The organism is Arthrobacter sp. TmtSoilC51 (genome assembly GCF_055388015.1).
On the sequence record NZ_AP035877.1, the window covers coordinates 500,003 to 515,421 of the forward strand.

General features: G+C 62.9%; 13 protein-coding genes. 11 read left to right on the plus strand and 2 right to left on the minus strand.

What is annotated here, in order from left to right:
* Positions 1-25: 25 nt before the first annotated feature.
* A complete protein-coding gene (gene eat / locus ACZ5G6_RS02470; RefSeq protein ID WP_223935620.1) occupies positions 26-1,456 on the minus strand; it encodes an ethanolamine permease in 1,431 nt (476 codons plus the stop codon).
* A gap of 205 nt (positions 1,457-1,661) precedes the next feature.
* Here eat and ACZ5G6_RS02475 point away from each other — a divergent pair, with 205 nt between their 5' ends.
* From ACZ5G6_RS02475 to ACZ5G6_RS02485, 3 genes are all read left to right on the plus strand, one after another.
* Positions 1,662-2,456 carry a FadR/GntR family transcriptional regulator gene (locus ACZ5G6_RS02475; protein ID WP_498689147.1) on the plus strand — a complete coding sequence of 265 codons (795 nt, stop codon included), beginning with the start codon at positions 1,662-1,664 and terminating at the stop codon, positions 2,454-2,456.
* A gap of 230 nt (positions 2,457-2,686) precedes the next feature.
* The gene (nadE, locus tag ACZ5G6_RS02480; RefSeq protein ID WP_498689150.1) at positions 2,687-3,508 is read left to right on the plus strand and encodes an NAD(+) synthase; all 822 of its coding nucleotides are present in this window, start codon (positions 2,687-2,689) and stop codon (positions 3,506-3,508) included.
* Between the two features lie 197 nt (positions 3,509-3,705).
* Positions 3,706-4,944: an IS256 family transposase gene (locus tag ACZ5G6_RS02485; protein ID WP_498691724.1), complete on the plus strand. Its 1,239-nt coding sequence runs from the start codon at positions 3,706-3,708 to the stop codon at positions 4,942-4,944.
* Between the two features lie 255 nt (positions 4,945-5,199).
* On the opposite strand, the gene ACZ5G6_RS02490 is transcribed toward ACZ5G6_RS02485, so the two are convergent.
* The gene (locus tag ACZ5G6_RS02490; RefSeq protein ID WP_498689152.1) at positions 5,200-6,219 is read right to left on the minus strand and encodes a LacI family DNA-binding transcriptional regulator; all 1,020 of its coding nucleotides are present in this window, start codon (positions 6,217-6,219) and stop codon (positions 5,200-5,202) included.
* Between the two features lie 133 nt (positions 6,220-6,352).
* Between ACZ5G6_RS02490 and ACZ5G6_RS02495 the strand changes: the two genes are divergently transcribed.
* The 8 genes from ACZ5G6_RS02495 to ACZ5G6_RS02530 are packed head-to-tail and all read left to right on the plus strand — an operon-like array spanning position 6,353 to position 15,410.
* Entirely contained in the window at positions 6,353-7,711 is a 1,359-nt protein-coding gene (locus ACZ5G6_RS02495) for an ABC transporter substrate-binding protein (RefSeq protein ID WP_223935624.1), read from the plus strand.
* Between the two features lie 12 nt (positions 7,712-7,723).
* Positions 7,724-8,785, plus strand: coding sequence for a carbohydrate ABC transporter permease (locus ACZ5G6_RS02500; protein ID WP_223935625.1), 1,062 nt, complete (start codon positions 7,724-7,726; stop codon positions 8,783-8,785).
* On the plus strand, positions 8,782-9,717 hold the full coding sequence (locus ACZ5G6_RS02505; RefSeq protein ID WP_498689154.1) for a carbohydrate ABC transporter permease: 936 nt from the start codon (positions 8,782-8,784) through the stop codon (positions 9,715-9,717). Before ACZ5G6_RS02500 ends, ACZ5G6_RS02505 begins: the two co-directional genes overlap by 4 nt.
* A 2-nt stretch (positions 9,718-9,719) precedes the next feature.
* The gene (locus ACZ5G6_RS02510) at positions 9,720-10,568 is read left to right on the plus strand and encodes a sugar phosphate isomerase/epimerase family protein (protein WP_498689156.1); all 849 of its coding nucleotides are present in this window, start codon (positions 9,720-9,722) and stop codon (positions 10,566-10,568) included.
* On the plus strand, positions 10,565-11,758 hold the full coding sequence (locus ACZ5G6_RS02515; protein WP_498689158.1) for a Gfo/Idh/MocA family protein: 1,194 nt from the start codon (positions 10,565-10,567) through the stop codon (positions 11,756-11,758). Before ACZ5G6_RS02510 ends, ACZ5G6_RS02515 begins: the two co-directional genes overlap by 4 nt.
* Positions 11,755-12,681, plus strand: coding sequence for a sugar phosphate isomerase/epimerase family protein (locus tag ACZ5G6_RS02520; protein ID WP_498689160.1), 927 nt, complete (start codon positions 11,755-11,757; stop codon positions 12,679-12,681). Before ACZ5G6_RS02515 ends, ACZ5G6_RS02520 begins: the two co-directional genes overlap by 4 nt.
* Before the next feature lie 3 nt (positions 12,682-12,684).
* Positions 12,685-14,079 carry a glucuronate isomerase gene (uxaC, locus tag ACZ5G6_RS02525; protein WP_498689163.1) on the plus strand — a complete coding sequence of 465 codons (1,395 nt, stop codon included), beginning with the start codon at positions 12,685-12,687 and terminating at the stop codon, positions 14,077-14,079.
* A gap of 44 nt (positions 14,080-14,123) precedes the next feature.
* Positions 14,124-15,410, plus strand: coding sequence for a mannitol dehydrogenase family protein (locus tag ACZ5G6_RS02530; RefSeq protein WP_498691725.1), 1,287 nt, complete (start codon positions 14,124-14,126; stop codon positions 15,408-15,410).
* Positions 15,411-15,419: the final 9 nt, after the last annotated feature.

The window sequence follows — 15,419 nt, forward strand, 5'->3', positions numbered from 1 at the left end:
AGTGGATGTCAGGTTCTGCCGGCTGTTACTTCAGTTCGGCTTCGGCCATGGCGAGTTGGGCGAACTCTTCTTCGGGTGCGCCCGCCACGATCCGGTGCCGGCTGTAGAGCCAGTAGTAGAGGAGGGCAGCGGCAAAGATGGCTGCCGTGATGGAAGCGGCAAAGACGTCGACGACGAACGTCGCCACGACTGCCACGGCGGACAGGACCAGGGCAATCGACGTCGTGACGATCCCACCCGGCGTCCTGTAGCCGCGTTCCAGATGGGGTTCCTTCTTGCGAAGCACAATGTGCGAGAGGTTCAGCAGGACGTAGGAAACCGTCGCGCCGAAGACCGCGATGTTGATGAGCAAGGCACCGTCCCGCGTCAGGGCGGCCAGTAGGAAGCCGACCGTGCCCGGGACGATCAACGCCCAGTAGGGGGTGCGACGTTTGCCGGTGAGGGACAGCCAGCGGGGGAGGTAGCCCGCCCGGGAGAGGGCGAACAGTTGGCGTGAATAGGCGTAGATGATGGAGAAGAAGCTGGCCACCAGGCCGGCCAGGCCAGCGTAGTTGATGAAGTCGGCCAGAAAGGTGTTGCCGCCATAAGCGATGCGCAGCGCTTCCGGCAGGGGATTGTCCGACTCGCTCATGGCTTGCGACCCAGCTGCTCCCGGGACCAGCACTAGCATGAGGGCGCCAAAAATGACCAGGATAATGACCGCCACAATGATTCCCCGGGGCATGTCCCGCTTGGGATTCGATGTTTCCTCGGCAGCGAGGGGAACGCCCTCCACAGCCAGGAAGAACCAGATCCCGTAAACCAGTGCCGCGAGGATGCCGCTGATACCCATTGGCAGGAAGGCGCTGGACCCCGCGGATCCGTCGGGAACAATATCGAACAGCCGGGCGGAATCGAACTTTGGAAACAGGCCGACGACGGCGGCGGCCAGGGCGATTGTGGCCACTGCGGTGATGGCGAACATGATCTTGAGGGCTTCGCCCACTCCGCGGATGTGGATCCCGATGAAGATGACGTAGGTGACCAGGTAGACCGGCCACGAGTTGGTGAGGCCGAAGAGGCCAAGTGCCTCCACATAGCCGCCGATAAAGGTGGCAATAGCGGCCGGGGCCACCGCGTATTCGATCAGGACCGCCATGCCAGTGGCGAATCCGCCGAGTGGGCCTAAAGCCCGGCGGGCGAACGCATAGCCAGCCCCCGCCGTCGGGAGCGTTGATGAGAGTTCAGCGAGCCCGAAAACCATGCAGGTGTACATGACGGCCATGAGCAGGAAGGCGATCAGCAGGCCACCCCAACCTCCTTGGGCCAGGCCAAGGTTCCAGCCCGCGAAGTCGCCGGAGATCACATAGGCCACTCCAAGCCCCGCGAGGAGAACCCATCCGGCGGCACCTCGTTTGAGGCGCCGGTGCTTCAGGTATTCATCCTCGCCGCCGGGCGGCTGGTGCACTGTTTCCATGCGTGTTCCTATCGTCTGAGGAATGCTTCTGGGAAAAGTCGAGCGGGGGATCTTCCAGATCCTAAAGGACTGTTTTCAGTCCAAAGTGTGCTTCAAAGTCTGGAGCGTGATTCGCCGGGAGTCAAGACTTTTTTAAAAAACCTGATGACTGGGATCACATTGAAGGTGTGTCCAATGGTTTATTTGATGACCTTTATTGGTTCGCATGGGTAGCATGGAGGCAGCAGCGTCTGTGGATGGCCTCACTGATTGGCGCAGCCCGCATTCCGTGGAAGGAGATGCCGTGCCGGACTCACCGTTTGGCCCGTCGTTCTCGATGCTGCGCCCAGTCAGGGGCGGCAACGCGTTCGAAGAGACCATCGAACACATCCTGCAGACCATCAAGCTGGGGATCTTCGCCCCCGCCGAAAAACTGCCGCCCGAGCGCGAACTGGCCGAACAACTGGGCGTTTCCCGCGCCACCCTTCGGGATGCGTTGGGGGAGTTGCAGAGTGCCGGCTATTTGGAAGTCCAGCGCGGCAGGTATGGCGGTACGTACGTCTCCACCACAGCGGTCCAGCGGCAGCCGGACCAGGGGCCGCTCGATCCCGCCGAGGTGGAGGATGTCCTCCTGTTCAGGTCCATCATCGAGCCTGCCGCTGCTTCTTTGGCCGCCAAAGCGGACCTGTCCGCGGCTGCCCGCAGGCACCTGCAGGTCTGCCTCTCTGAAGTCAGCGCTTCCCCCGCCGTGGGCTACCGTCCGCGCGACGCCCGGTTCCATATTGCGATTGCCGAGTTGTCCGGCTCTGCGAGTTTGGTAGGCGCGGTGGCGGAAACGCGGTCCCGGCTCAACGAACTCCTGGACCGGATCCCCTTGCTCAGTACCAACCTGGAGCATGCCAACGAACAACACGCCGAGATCGCCGAAGCGATTCTGCGCGGCGATGCCCCCGCCGCCGAGCGTGCAACCATCGAACACCTTGAAGGGACAGCTTCACTCCTGCGCGGCTTCCTCGCCTGATTCTCTCTCACATCCAACGGGTTTTTGGCGGTTGCTCTCTCACGTCCAACGGGTTTTTGGTGGTTGCTCTCTCACATCCAACGCCGTCTGGGTGGTTGCTCTCTCACGTCCAACGGGTTTTTGGGGATTGTTCTCTCACGTCCAACGCCGTCTGGCTCGCATCACAGCGGGGCCGAATCACGGCGCAATATGGTTGAGCCTTTGTTATCGGGCTGACTAGTGTTGGACACATGCGCGAACTCCAGGCCAAGATCATCGAGGAAATGGGCGTCCAGCCCCGGATCAACCCCCAAGAGGAGGTTCGCAAGCGGGTTACGTTCCTGAAGGAATATGTGAAAGCCACAGGTACCCACGGTTTTGTGCTCGGCATCTCCGGCGGACTCGATTCCACCCTTGCCGGTCGACTGGCACAGCTGGCCGTCGAGGAACTGGAAGCTGAAGGCGTCAATGCGAACTTCGTCGCGGTCCGGCTCCCTTACGGTATCCAGCACGACGAAGACGACGCCCAGGCGGCCTTGGACTTCATCAAGGCCAAGACCGAACGGACCTTCAACATCTCCCGCGCAGTGGACGGATTCGAGGAAGAGTTCGAGAAAACCACCGGTGCCGAAATCTCCGACTTCCACAAAGGCAACACAAAGGCCCGCGCTCGCATGGTTGCCCAATATGCAATCGCCGGGGAACACAACTACCTGGTGATCGGCACAGACCATGGCGCCGAGTCCGTCACGGGCTTCTTCACCAAATATGGCGACGGCGGTGCGGACATCCTGCCGCTGTTCGGGCTGAACAAGCGCCAGAACCGCGAACTCCTGGCCGAGCTGGGCGCTTCCGCGCGACTTTGGCAGAAGGTACCCACGGCTGACCTGTTGGACGACAAACCGGGCCGGACCGATGAAGACGAACTGGGAGTCACGTACGACCAGATCGACGACTACCTCGAAGGCCGCGAAGTTCCCGACGGCGTCGCTGAAATCATCGAGCAGAAGTACCTCCGCACGCGCCACAAGCGCACCGTGCCGGTCACTATCTTCGATACTTGGTGGAAATAGCCCTCCAGGATCCTCTCTCACATCCAACAGATATTTGGCGATCGTTCTCTCACATCCGCCGTGTGATAAAAACCTGACGGCCGCACCGCCCGACGTCGGACACTCCCGGGAGGGGAGTGTCGGAATAACGGTGGATCCGGGGTTGGCCTGACACGCCAAGCGTTGCTTGGCGGGGAGGACTGATCATGAGCGAGATCATGGGCCCCATGGCGACCGAGGTGGATCAGCAAGAGTTGGCGCAGCAGCTCCTGTCTCAGGCCAAGGAACAGGGGTTTGAGCTTGTTGGACCGGGAGGGCTGTTGAACAAACTGACCAAGAACGTCCTGGAGACCGCCCTGGAAGCGGAAATGGATGAGCATCTGGGATACGGCAAGCACGAAGTGGCAGGGCGGGGCAGCGGGAATTCACGCAACGGCACCCGTTCGAAGACAGTGCTGACGGAGATCGGGCCGGTGGAGATCGACGTGCCCCGGGATACCGGTTCCACGTTTGATCCCCAGACGGTGAAGAAGCGACAACGCCGTTTGACCGGTGTGGACGAGATCATCCTGTCATTGAGCGCTAAAGGACTCACGACCGGGGAAATCGCGGCCCACTTCGCTGACGTGTTCGGCGCAAGGGTTTCCAAGGACACCATCTCCAGGATCACCGAGAAGGTCGTTGGAGAAATGACCGAATGGCAGAACCGTCCTCTGGACAGGGTGTTCCCGGCGATGTTCATTGACGCTATCCACGTCAAAGTCCGCGACGGGCAAGTCACCAACCGGCCCATCTACGTGGCCATTGGTGTCACCGTCAATGGTGAACGTGACGTCCTTGGGTTGTGGGCCGGCGACGGCGGTGAAGGGGCGAAGTTCTGGCTCGCGGTGCTGACCGAGATCAAGAACCGGGGCGTCGAGGACGTGTGCATCACCGTTTGCGACGGGCTCAAAGGCCTGCCGGATGCGATCAATACCGTCTGGCCCCAGGCTGTAGTCCAGACCTGCATCGTGCATCTGGTCCGGAACACCTTCCGTTACGCCTCAAGGAAGTGCTGGACCGAAATGGCCCGGGACCTCCGCCCGATATACACCGCACCGTCCGAGACCGCGGCCAAAGAACGCCTCGGAGAGTTCGCCGGTAAATGGGGCAAGCAGTATCCGGCCATCATCCGGCTGTGGGAGAACGCCTGGAGCGAGTTCATCCCGTTCCTGGACTACGACGTGGAGATCCGTAAGGTCATCTGCAGCACAAACGCCATCGAATCCCTGAACGCACGATACCGGCGGGCAGTCAGAGCACGCGGACATTTCCCCACCATCCCCGCCGCCTTAAAATGCCTCTACCTGGCCACCCGGGCACTGGACCCCACCGGCCGGAGCAGAGCACGATGGATAGCACGATGGAAACCGGCACTGAATGCCTTCGCCATCACGTTCGAAGGCAGAATCACATAAACACCAACACCCGAATCCACCGTTAAACGGACACTCCCCCCGGGAGTGCCGGCGTCGGACTTTAGCGCATGGCGGCCATCCGGCGTCGCGCAGGATGTGGGAGAGCAACCGCCGAAAACCCGCAGGATGTGGGAGAGCAACCGCCGAAAACCCGCAGGATGTGGGAGAGCAACCGCCGAAAACCCGCAGGATGTGGGAGAGCGACCGCCGAAAACCCGCAGGATGTGAGAGAGCAACGCCTACAACGCGCAGGACCTAGGTCGAGACCGGACCCGTGGAGCCGCGAATTGTGAGGTGGGTGGGCATGACGGCCAAGCGGCGGGTGGAGCCGGAGTGCAATGGATCCAGTTGCGCGAGCAGCATGGAGACCGCCACGCGTCCGGCCTGCTCAATGGGCGAGGCAATGGTTGTGAGTGGAGGGTTGCAGAAGTCAGCCCCGAAGATATCGTCGCAGCCCACGATGCTCATGTCCTCAGGGACCCGGATGCCGCGCTCGCGTAGCCGCTGCAGCATACCGATGGCCAAGAGGTCGTTGAAGACGATGCACGCTGTCGCGCCCGTGCGGGCTGCAGCGTCGGCGGCCGCTGCGCCGGACGTCGTCTTGGGCGTAAAGGGGCCAACGTGGGAGGTTGTCAGTCCCCGATCCCGGCTCTCGTCTTCGAACGTCTTCCAGCGCTTGGCATTGGACCATGACGACGCCGGTCCACCGACGTAGCAGATCTTGGAGTGTCCCAGTGAGGTGAGGTGTTCCAAGGCCTGAACCACTGCGCCGGGGGTGTCAATCATCACCGTGGGGGCGTTGGCGGAGGACCTGTTGATGGTGACGATGGCCTGTGAGGAGGCGGCTTCGAGGATTTGCGCATCCGTGAGGCGGGAGGCGGCCAGGATGAAACCGTCCGCTGTCCGCTGCATCTTGCGCAGGGTATCGGCTTCCATCTCAGCGGACTCTTCCGTGTCCACGAGCAGCTGCGTATAGCCGGCGGCTTTGAGCTGGTTCTGGGTGCCCCGGATGATGTCGAAGTAGAAGGGGTTGGTGACGTCGGGCACCAGGAGTGCGATTGCATTGGTGCGGCCCGAACTCAGCCCGCGTGCTTGCGAGCTGGGCACGTAATTCAGCGAGGCTGCCGCTTGCTCAACGCGCTCGCGGGTCACGCGGTTCACCCTGCCGGGATTGGACAACGCCCGGGACACGGTTGAGGTTGCGACTCCCGCTAGTTCCGCAACGTCACGGATGGTGGGAGGCGCCCCTGCCGCGCGGGCTTTTGCATCTGCCATGTGGCAATTGCAGCACTTTTGGCAACTTTTGGCAAACGCTTGCCGCTTTGATTGCCAACTCCCTAGACTCGACAACGAAGCCCCTGTGACGCACGACACCACACCTGCGGGCTTGGTATCCAAGGAGGAAACAATGAGGTTTGCACCATCAGCAAAGCTGGCCGCCGTCATCGCAACGGCTGCGCTGGCTTTGACGGCCTGCGGGGGAAGCAGCAGCAATTCTGAAAGCTCCGGAGGTGCCGTGGATGGCGCCGGCAAGAAGCTGAGCGTCCTGACCGGCGTCAACAGCCAGTACCCTGAGCAACAGAAGGAATGGTTCAAGGACATCGCGGCCAAGTTCAAGGCCAAGACAGGCGCCGATGTTGAATTCGAGACGTTCGCATCCGCGAACGACGAACTGACCCGGATCCAAACGTCGGTGGTTTCCGGCCAGGGCCCTGACGTCTACAGCCTGGGCACCACGTTCACACCCACTGCATACGCCACCAAAGCCTTCGTCACCCTCTCTGCGGATGACTGGAAGAAGGTTGGCGGCAAGGACCGCTTCAACCAGGCAGCGCTGGGCATCTCCGGCCCGGACTCTGAGCACCAGGCCGGCATTCCTTTTGTTAGCCGCCCCTTCGTGATGGCCTATAACAAAGACATCCTTGCCGCTGCAGGGATCGAGAAGCCGGCAACCACGTGGGACGAACTCGCCGAACAAGCCAAGAAGATGACCAACGCCAGCACGGGAACCTTCGGCCTCGCCACCGGCTACAAGGACAACTTCGACCCATGGAAGTTCATTTGGGCCATGTCCGTCCAGGCCGGCAACCCCTTGGTGGACGGCGACAAACTGAAGATGGACGATCCCACCGTCAAGAAGGCCTACGAGACTTACTTCGGCTGGCTGACCAAGGACAAGGTGGTGGATCCGGCCGCGATTGGTTGGAGCAACAGCAACGCCGTGGCCGCCTTCGCCTCCGGCAAGGCCGGCTACCTGATGATGACGACGTCGAGTTCAGTCCCCACCCTGGACAAGTCCGCTATCGCAGGCAAGTACGCGTACTCCATCATGCCCACCACGGCACCGGGAGAAACTTCACCGAAGGGCGACGGCGACAAAGCCGCTAGCATCCTCTCCGGCGACAACGTGGTGGTTGCGGACTACTCGCAGCAGAAGGATCTGGCTTTCGCGTACATCGAGCTCATTACGTCAAAGGATGAGCAGTTGAACTACCAGAAGATCTTCGGGGAACTTCCCGCGAACGCGGACGCGCTGGCATCGCTGACAGATCCGAAACTCAAGCCGATTGCCGATGCCGCGGGCAAGTCGAAGGCCACCCCCTTCACCGGTGCGTGGGGAGACATCCAGCTTGGGCTCCTGAACGTCACGGTCCAGTCCATTCCGGAACTGGCCAACGGCGCCGTGGACGACGCAGCCTTGGAGCAACGGCTCAAGGACGCACAGGCAAAGGGACAAGCATCCCTCGACCGGGCCGCGAAGTCCTAGGCAGGGTCTCCCATGTCCACTGATTCCTTCAGGGAAATGAAGGCCATGACGGGCCCGGCTGCCGAAGGGCAGCTGGCCCGGCCGGCCACAACAGCCCAAGCGTCCGACGGCGGCACGTTGCCGGATGCGGGCACAGGCACCATCCAGCCGGCTGGAGGCGGGAAGAAACCCGTCCGCCGGAAGGGTTTGAGCGAGCGCAACCGCCCCTTGTGGATGCTGATCCCGGGCGGGCTCCTGATGTTCGTCATCATTGTTCTGCCGCTGTTCCTTGGCATCTACATGTCGGCCCTCAACCTGGACCAGTACTCGCTCCGCAAGTGGGTCAGCGCACCGTTTATCGGCGTCGGAAATTTTGTGGAGGCCTTGACCGACTCGCCGCTGCTTCACTCCGTGTGGTTGAGCGTCAGCTACTCGCTGATCGCCATGATTGTCACGCTGCCGCTGGGTATTGCTGCGGCGGTGGCAACCCAGAACTCGTTCAAGGGCCGCGCCGTGATCCGATCGATCTTCCTGATCCCTTACGTGCTCCCGTCCTTCGTTGTGGCCACTGTGTGGCGGACGATGTTCCAGCCCAACGGGGTAGTGGACTCCGCCTTGGGAACGTTCGGGATGGATGCCGGGCTTTGGCTTAATGGGCCGCAGACTTATTGGACGCTCATCCTGGTCCAGATCTGGGCTTCGTGGCCTTTTATCTATCTGCTTGCACTCTCCGGCTTGCAGTCTGTGGACCATGAAGTCCATGAGGCCTCTGCGCTGGATGGTGCGCTGTGGTGGAACAAGCTGCGTTACGTCATCTTCCCGTACCTCAAGGGACCCCTCGCTCTGGCATTCCTGATCGGCATGCTGCACCACATCAACAACTTCACGCTCCCGTTCGTGCTGTTCGGTGTTCCGGCTCCCGCCGACGTCGAGGTCCTTCCGATCCTCACGTACGTGACCAGCTTCCAGAGCTTCCGCTTCGGCCTCAGCGCCGCCATGGCCTTCGTTTCACTGGTCCTGATCGCCATTCCGTTGTTCATCTACCTGCGCGCCGTCAAGCTGGACGACGCCGAGACGCCTGGAGGCAAGAAGTGAGCGCATCAACCACCTCCGTCCGCGGCACGGCCAGCCGGGGCACGTCGGCAACCACGTTCCGGCCAGGCTCAAAGCGGCAACATGAAGTAACCCGTCTCCTGCCCGTGCCGATGCTGGCAATCATCCTTACCGTTCTGTGTGCGATCGTGCTCATCCCCGTTGCCTACATTTTCCTGGCCTCCGTTAACTCGGACATCGGCGTGGCCAACGGCGAGTTCTGGCCGTCAACGTTCTCCATGGAGAACTACACCAAGATCTGGTCCAGCGTAGGGCTGGCCAAGGGCCTGACCAACAGTGTGCTCGTAGCCGGAGCCACGGCCGTGGTGTCCGCGGCGATGTCCGTTTCCATCGCCTACGTGCTGGTCAGGTACCAGTTCCGTGGGCGGCTCAGCATCCTGCGTGGCCTGTTGGCGCTGCAGTCCGTGCCCGGCACGCTCATGGTCTTGCCAGTGTTCGTTCTCTTCTCCTCAGCCGCCAGCTACCTCGGCATCCAGGTCATCGGCACACAGTGGGGGTTGTTCATTACGTACCTGACCTTCGCCATGCCGTTCTCAACATGGGTGATGGTCACCTACTTGCGCGGCTTGCCGCGGGAGCTGGAAGAGGCCGCAAGGATCGACGGCGCGAGCAACCTTGGCGTCCTGGTCCGCATCATCCTGCCGCTGAGCTGGCCCGGAATCGTGGTCTCGGGAATCTTTGCCTTCCTGTTGGGGTGGAACGATGTCCTGTTCGCCTCGGTCATGACCCGGCCGGACAGCCAGACAGCTGCGGTCGCCCTCCAGATCTTCGGTGCTTCCCAGGAAGGCGGAGCCATCCCGTTGTACGGCCAGATGATGGCAGCTTCGCTCGTCTGTGCCGCTCCCGTCGTGATCCTGTACCTGATTTTCCAGCGTTACCTAGTGGGCGGACTTACCGCCGGAGGAGTCAAATAGCAATGACCGGTTCAGCAACAGTCGAATGGACGCTTTCGGGCTTCGGTGACGAAATCGACGACGACCCCGTGCTGCAGATCGCGGTACTTCAAGCCCTGGGCGCCAACCACATTGAGGTCCGCAGCGCGTGGGGTACAAACATCGTGGACCTCAATGCCGAACAGCTTGGAGAGCTGAAAAAGCTCTTGGACGCAGCCGGCATGGGAGTGTCCGCCATCGCCTCGCCCATCGGCAAAGTGGATGTCTCTCTGCCTGTGGAACACGAGGTGGAGAGGCTCCGGCGGGCGGCAAACGCAGCGCACGTCCTCGGCGCCCCCTATATCCGGATCTTCTCCTTCTACTACGGCGAAGGCGTTGCCGTGGAGAGTATCCGCGACGCCGTGATCGAGCGGATGCGTGCCCTTGCTGCCGTGGCCCACGAGACGGGCGTGGTGCTCCTGCACGAGAACGAGAAGGACATCTTCGGCGATACCCCGGACCGCGTCCTGGACATCATCGAATCAGTGGCCTCGCCGGCGTTGAAGGTCGCTTGGGACCCGGCCAACTTCGTCCAGGTGGGCGTCAAGCCTTTCGACGAGGGCTATGCCAAGCTCCGTCCGCACCTGGAGTACCTGCAGGTCAAGGACGCGCGGTTCGCCGACGGCGTCGTGGTCCCCGCCGGTGAGGGCGACGGCGACCTGCTGAGAACGGTTGAGGCGTTGAAATCCGATGGCTTCGTAGGATTCGCAAGCCTCGAGCCGCACTTGGCCGGCGCACACGGACTGGGCGGCTTCTCCGGACCCACCGCATTCGGGATGGCCGCGAGGGCCTTTGCAAAAGTCGTGAACGAAGCAGGAGTGAAAACCAAGTGAGCACAGAAAACCCCGCAGTCATTAATGTCGCCATCGCCGGATGCGGCACCATCGGCCGAACGCACGCCGCGGCGGTGGGAGAACTGCCTGAGCTTCGCGTCACCGCACTGGTGGACGAAATACCGGAAGCGGCGGACGCACTGGCCCAGGAGATCGCGGACGGCGGCGCCGCCCGGCCAGCCACGTTCAGGACCTTGGGTGAAGCGTTCGCGAGCGCCGACGTCGATCTCGTCATCATCGCCACCCCCAGCGGACTTCACATCCAGCAGGCTTTGGAAGTCCTCGACGCCGGCAAGCACGTTGTCATCGAAAAGCCGCTCGATGTGAACCTGGACGGCGCGGAGGCAATTCTCGCCGCTGCCAAAGCCGCCGAAGAGAAGGGACTCGTAGCGAGCGTCATCAGCCAGCACCGTTTCGATCCCGCGAGCGTCGTGGTGGACCAAGCCCGCCGGGCAGGCCGGTTCGGACGGCTGACCTCCGCCATAGCTTCCGTTAGCTGGTATCGCAGCCAGGGCTACTACGATTCCGGTGCCTGGCGCGGAACGTGGGCCATGGACGGCGGGGGAGCTGTGATGAACCAGGGCGTCCACACCGTGGACCTGCTCCTGTGGTTCCTTGGACGGCCCGTGGAAATCAGCGCCAAGACCGCGCTCCTGGCGCACACCGACCTGGAGGTCGAGGACACAGCCGTGGCAACCGTCACGTTCGAGTCCGGCGCGCTCGCCGTCCTGCACGCGACGACGGCAGCCTACCCTGGCCTGACAGTCCGGCTGCAGGTCATGGGAAGCAAGGGTTCCGCGGTGATCGACAACGATAACCTCGAGTACTTCCATGCTGCTGATGAGAACGGCGATGCGGACAGCGGACCGATGGGCATCCGGGGCGGCGGCAACCAAGCTGTTGAGGAACTCGCCAAATTCCCTGAGCCACCACAGCAGACCAACCTGGACCCAACCGTTTACCCCGCTGGCCACATTCGCCAGTACCGCGATGTTGTGGACGCTATCCGCAAGGGCCGTCCCGCAGGAGTCACTGTCCAGGACGCCGTCACCGCTCTGGCCACTGTCCGGGCGCTGTACCTCTCGGCCACCCTCGGCCGTCCGGTCCTGATCGCCGACGTCATGGCTGGCAAATACAACGACGTTGAGGTGCATACCGGTAACGGCCACTTCGAGGAGGTTACGGCATGAAATTCTCCGTCTTCACGGCCTCGACGCCGGATTGGACGCCGCAGCAAGCCGTGACAGAACTGTCAGCCCAGGGCTGGCACGGCATCGAATGGCGCGTCACGGACCAGGCCGGCGCCGCTGAACCCGGCTTCTGGGCAGGAAACAAGGCAACCTGGCCCATGACTGGTCTGGAGGACTCGCTGCCGGAGATCGCGCGGCTCACATCCGAGGCTGGACTCGAGTACTCCGGCTTGGGTGGTTACGCACGGTGCGACGACCACGACGGCGTCGAAAGGGTTCTCGCAGCGACGGCCGCCTTGGGTGCCCGCCAGGTCAGGGTCAATGTGCTGCCGCTTGGCAACTCGAGGATGGGCGGACAGCAACCGAGTGGATTGACTTACCCGGAGCTTTTCGATGCGACCCGTGAGCACTACGAATGGGTGGCTGGCAGGGCAGCACACCACGGTGTCAAAGCGCTCGTTGAGTTGCACCACGGCACGGTGACGGCCTCGGCGTCATCCGCCCGCAGGCTTCTGGAAGGCTTGGACCCGCAGCATGTGGGGGTGATCCATGACCTCGGCAACCTGTTGATCGAAGGCTGGGAGTCACCGCTGCCTGCACTTGAACTCCTGGGGCCGTACCTGGCGCACATCCATGTGAAAAATGCCCGTTGGGTCCGCACCGATGAGCGTGACGAGGCGGGGGCAGCGGTGTGGGTGAACGAGTGGGCTCCACTCACCGAGGGGCAGGGGAGCGTCCTTGCCTACTTCAAGGCACTGGCCGACGTCGGATATGACGCCTGGGTGACTGTGGAGGACTTCTCCACCAACCTTCCGCTCGCCGAACGCACAGCCGGCAACCTGGACTTCCTGCGCCGCGCTGCCGGACTCGCCGGATTGACTGTCCACGGAAGCTTGCCTGCTGACTCCCTCTCGAAAGGCTGACCCATGACCGAGTCGCTTGCCACCCACCCGGACCGACTGCTGCCAGCGGACCCCGGAACGCGTGCCATCGCGCGCACGTTGCTGGCACGGGTCCAGGACCTGCCTATCATCTCCCCGCACGGACACGTTGATGCCGCAGTGATCCAGCAGAACACGCCATTCCCGGATCCGGCCGCCCTGCTTGTTACGCCGGACCATTACGTCACGCGACTCATCCACGCCTCCGGCGTTCCGCTGGAACAACTCCAGCCGGGCGCCGGGGCGCGGGAGGTCTGGCAGCTTTTCTGCCAGTCCTGGCCGCTCTTTGACGGCACGGCCTCGGGATACTGGCTGCGGACACAGTTCGAGACGGTTTTTGGACTGCAGGGTGAGGTGAGTGCTGAGACCGCGGACGCCACCTTTGATGCCATCTCGGCAAAGCTTGCCGAGCCGGGATTCCGTCCCCGTGAACTCTTCAAGGAGTTCAATATAGAGGTTCTTGCCACCACGGACGATCCCCTGGACGACCTTGCGAGCCACAAGGCGCTCGCGGCAGATCCTTCCTTCCACGGACGGGTCCTGCCCACGTTCCGCCCGGATGCGTACCTGAATATCGCCCATCCCTCGTGGGCAGACAACGTCGAGCGGCTCCTGGAAACAGCGTCCGACGGCGGCACAGGCTACCGCGGGTACCTCACCGCCCTGGAGAACCGGCGTCGTCATTTCGTGGAACACGGGGCTGTCTCCGCTGACCACGGCGTCCGCACCCCGGCCACCCTCAAGCTTGACACCGCGGAGGCCGAGAGGCTGTTCGAGCGGGCTCGTTCCGGTCAGGCAAGCGCGCAGGACCGTGACGTCTTCGAAGCACACATGATGTACCAAATGGCCCGCATGTCCGTGGAGGACGGCCTGGTGATGACTATCCACCCGGGCTCCTTCCGGAATCACCACCAGCCCACTTTTGAGGCTTTCGGCGCGGACACCGGCCACGATATCCCCTTCGCCGTGAACTACACGGAGGCCATCCGGCCGCTGCTGCAGGACTTCGGGACGGCGAAGGACTTCCACCTGGTGCTCTTCACCCTGGACGAGACGGTCTTCTCCCGCGAGCTCGCACCGCTGGCCGGCTTCTACCCGTCCGTGTACATCGGTGCACCGTGGTGGTTCCTGGACGCGCCGGACGCAATGCTCCGTTTCCGTTCGGCGGTCACGGAGACCGCGGGCTTCTCGCGGTCTTCGGGATTCATCGACGACACACGGGCCTTCTGCTCCATCCCGGCCCGGCACGACGCCTCACGCAGGATCGAGGCCTCGTTCCTGGCACGGCTCGTTGCCGAGCACCGCATCAGCGAGGACCGCGCGCACGAGTTGATTGTGGACGTCGTGGATTCTTCACCCCGACGGGTCTTCAAACTGTGATCCTCGAACCCAACCACTCCGCGGATCTGCCGCGACTCAACCGCATGCTCCGGCCCATCGTGAAGCCGCCCATCCGCATTGTGCATCTGGGCCTTGGCGCGTTTCACCGCTCGCACCAAGCCTGGTACACGCAGCACGCTGGCGACTCTGCGGAGTGGGGGATCGCGGCCTTCACCGGACGCCGCCCCGACGCCGCAACGGTTCTGGCGGAACAGGACGGACTGTTCACCGTGGTGGAACGGTCCGGCACCGGTGACTCGTTCGAGGTCATCGGCAGCATTGTGGAAGCTGTGGACGGGTCCGACGTCGGACGGCTGGCGGAGCTTGTGGCCGCACCGTCGACAGCAGTCATCACGCTCACTATTACGGAGGCCGCCTACGCGGCGGCCGCAGGCGATTCGCCGTTGGCCCGTTTGGTGACCGCGCTCGCTGCCCGGCGGGAGGCAGGCGCCGGACCAATCACCGTCGTGAGTTGCGACAATCTGGCGGATAACGGCAACGTGGCCCGGCAGGCTGTTGGGGCCCTGGCCCGTGCCAAGGACGCCGACCTGGCCGCGTGGATCGAATCCAAAGTCAGCTTTGTCAGTACCTCGGTTGACCGCATCACTCCCCGAACCACTGGGGATGATGTTGCAGTGGTGGCTGAAGACTGCGGTTACCGGGACGCGGCGCCCGTGGTCACCGAGCCGTTCCACAACTGGATCCTCAGCGGAGACTTTCCGGCCGGCCGGCCTCGCTGGGAAGACGCTGGTGCGGTCTTCGTGAAGGACATCGAGCCCTATGAGAACCGGAAGCTCTGGCTCCTGAACGGCGCGCACTCGATCCTGGCTTATGCGGGGCTGGTCCGGGGCCATTCAACGGTAGCTGAGGCACTGTCCGACCCCCTGTGCAGGGACGCCGTGGAGGCGTTCTGGGATGAAGCTGCGCGGCACCTTCCCGGAGATGCGCTGGGAATCCCGCAGTACCTGCAGGCTCTGGTGGAACGCTTCGGCAACGCCAGGATCGCACACCATTTGACCCAGATCGGCATGGACGGAACCACCAAGCTGCGCATGCGTGCCTTGCCGGTCCTGACTGCCGAACGTGCCGCAGGGCGCCCCGGAGACGGTGCCGCCCGGATGATCGCCGCATGGATCGCGTACGTGTCCTCCACAGCGGATTTCCAGGACCCTCTCTCCGCAGACATCCAGGCAACGAAAACGCTCGACGGCGAACATCGCACCGCTGCGCTGCTGGCGCTGCTCAGCCCTGAGCTGGGCAAGGACCCCGCCGTTGTTGCGCAGATCCACCGGCTGCAGGGCTACATCGCCACCGCGCCCACCCACGTTTAGATCCCATCG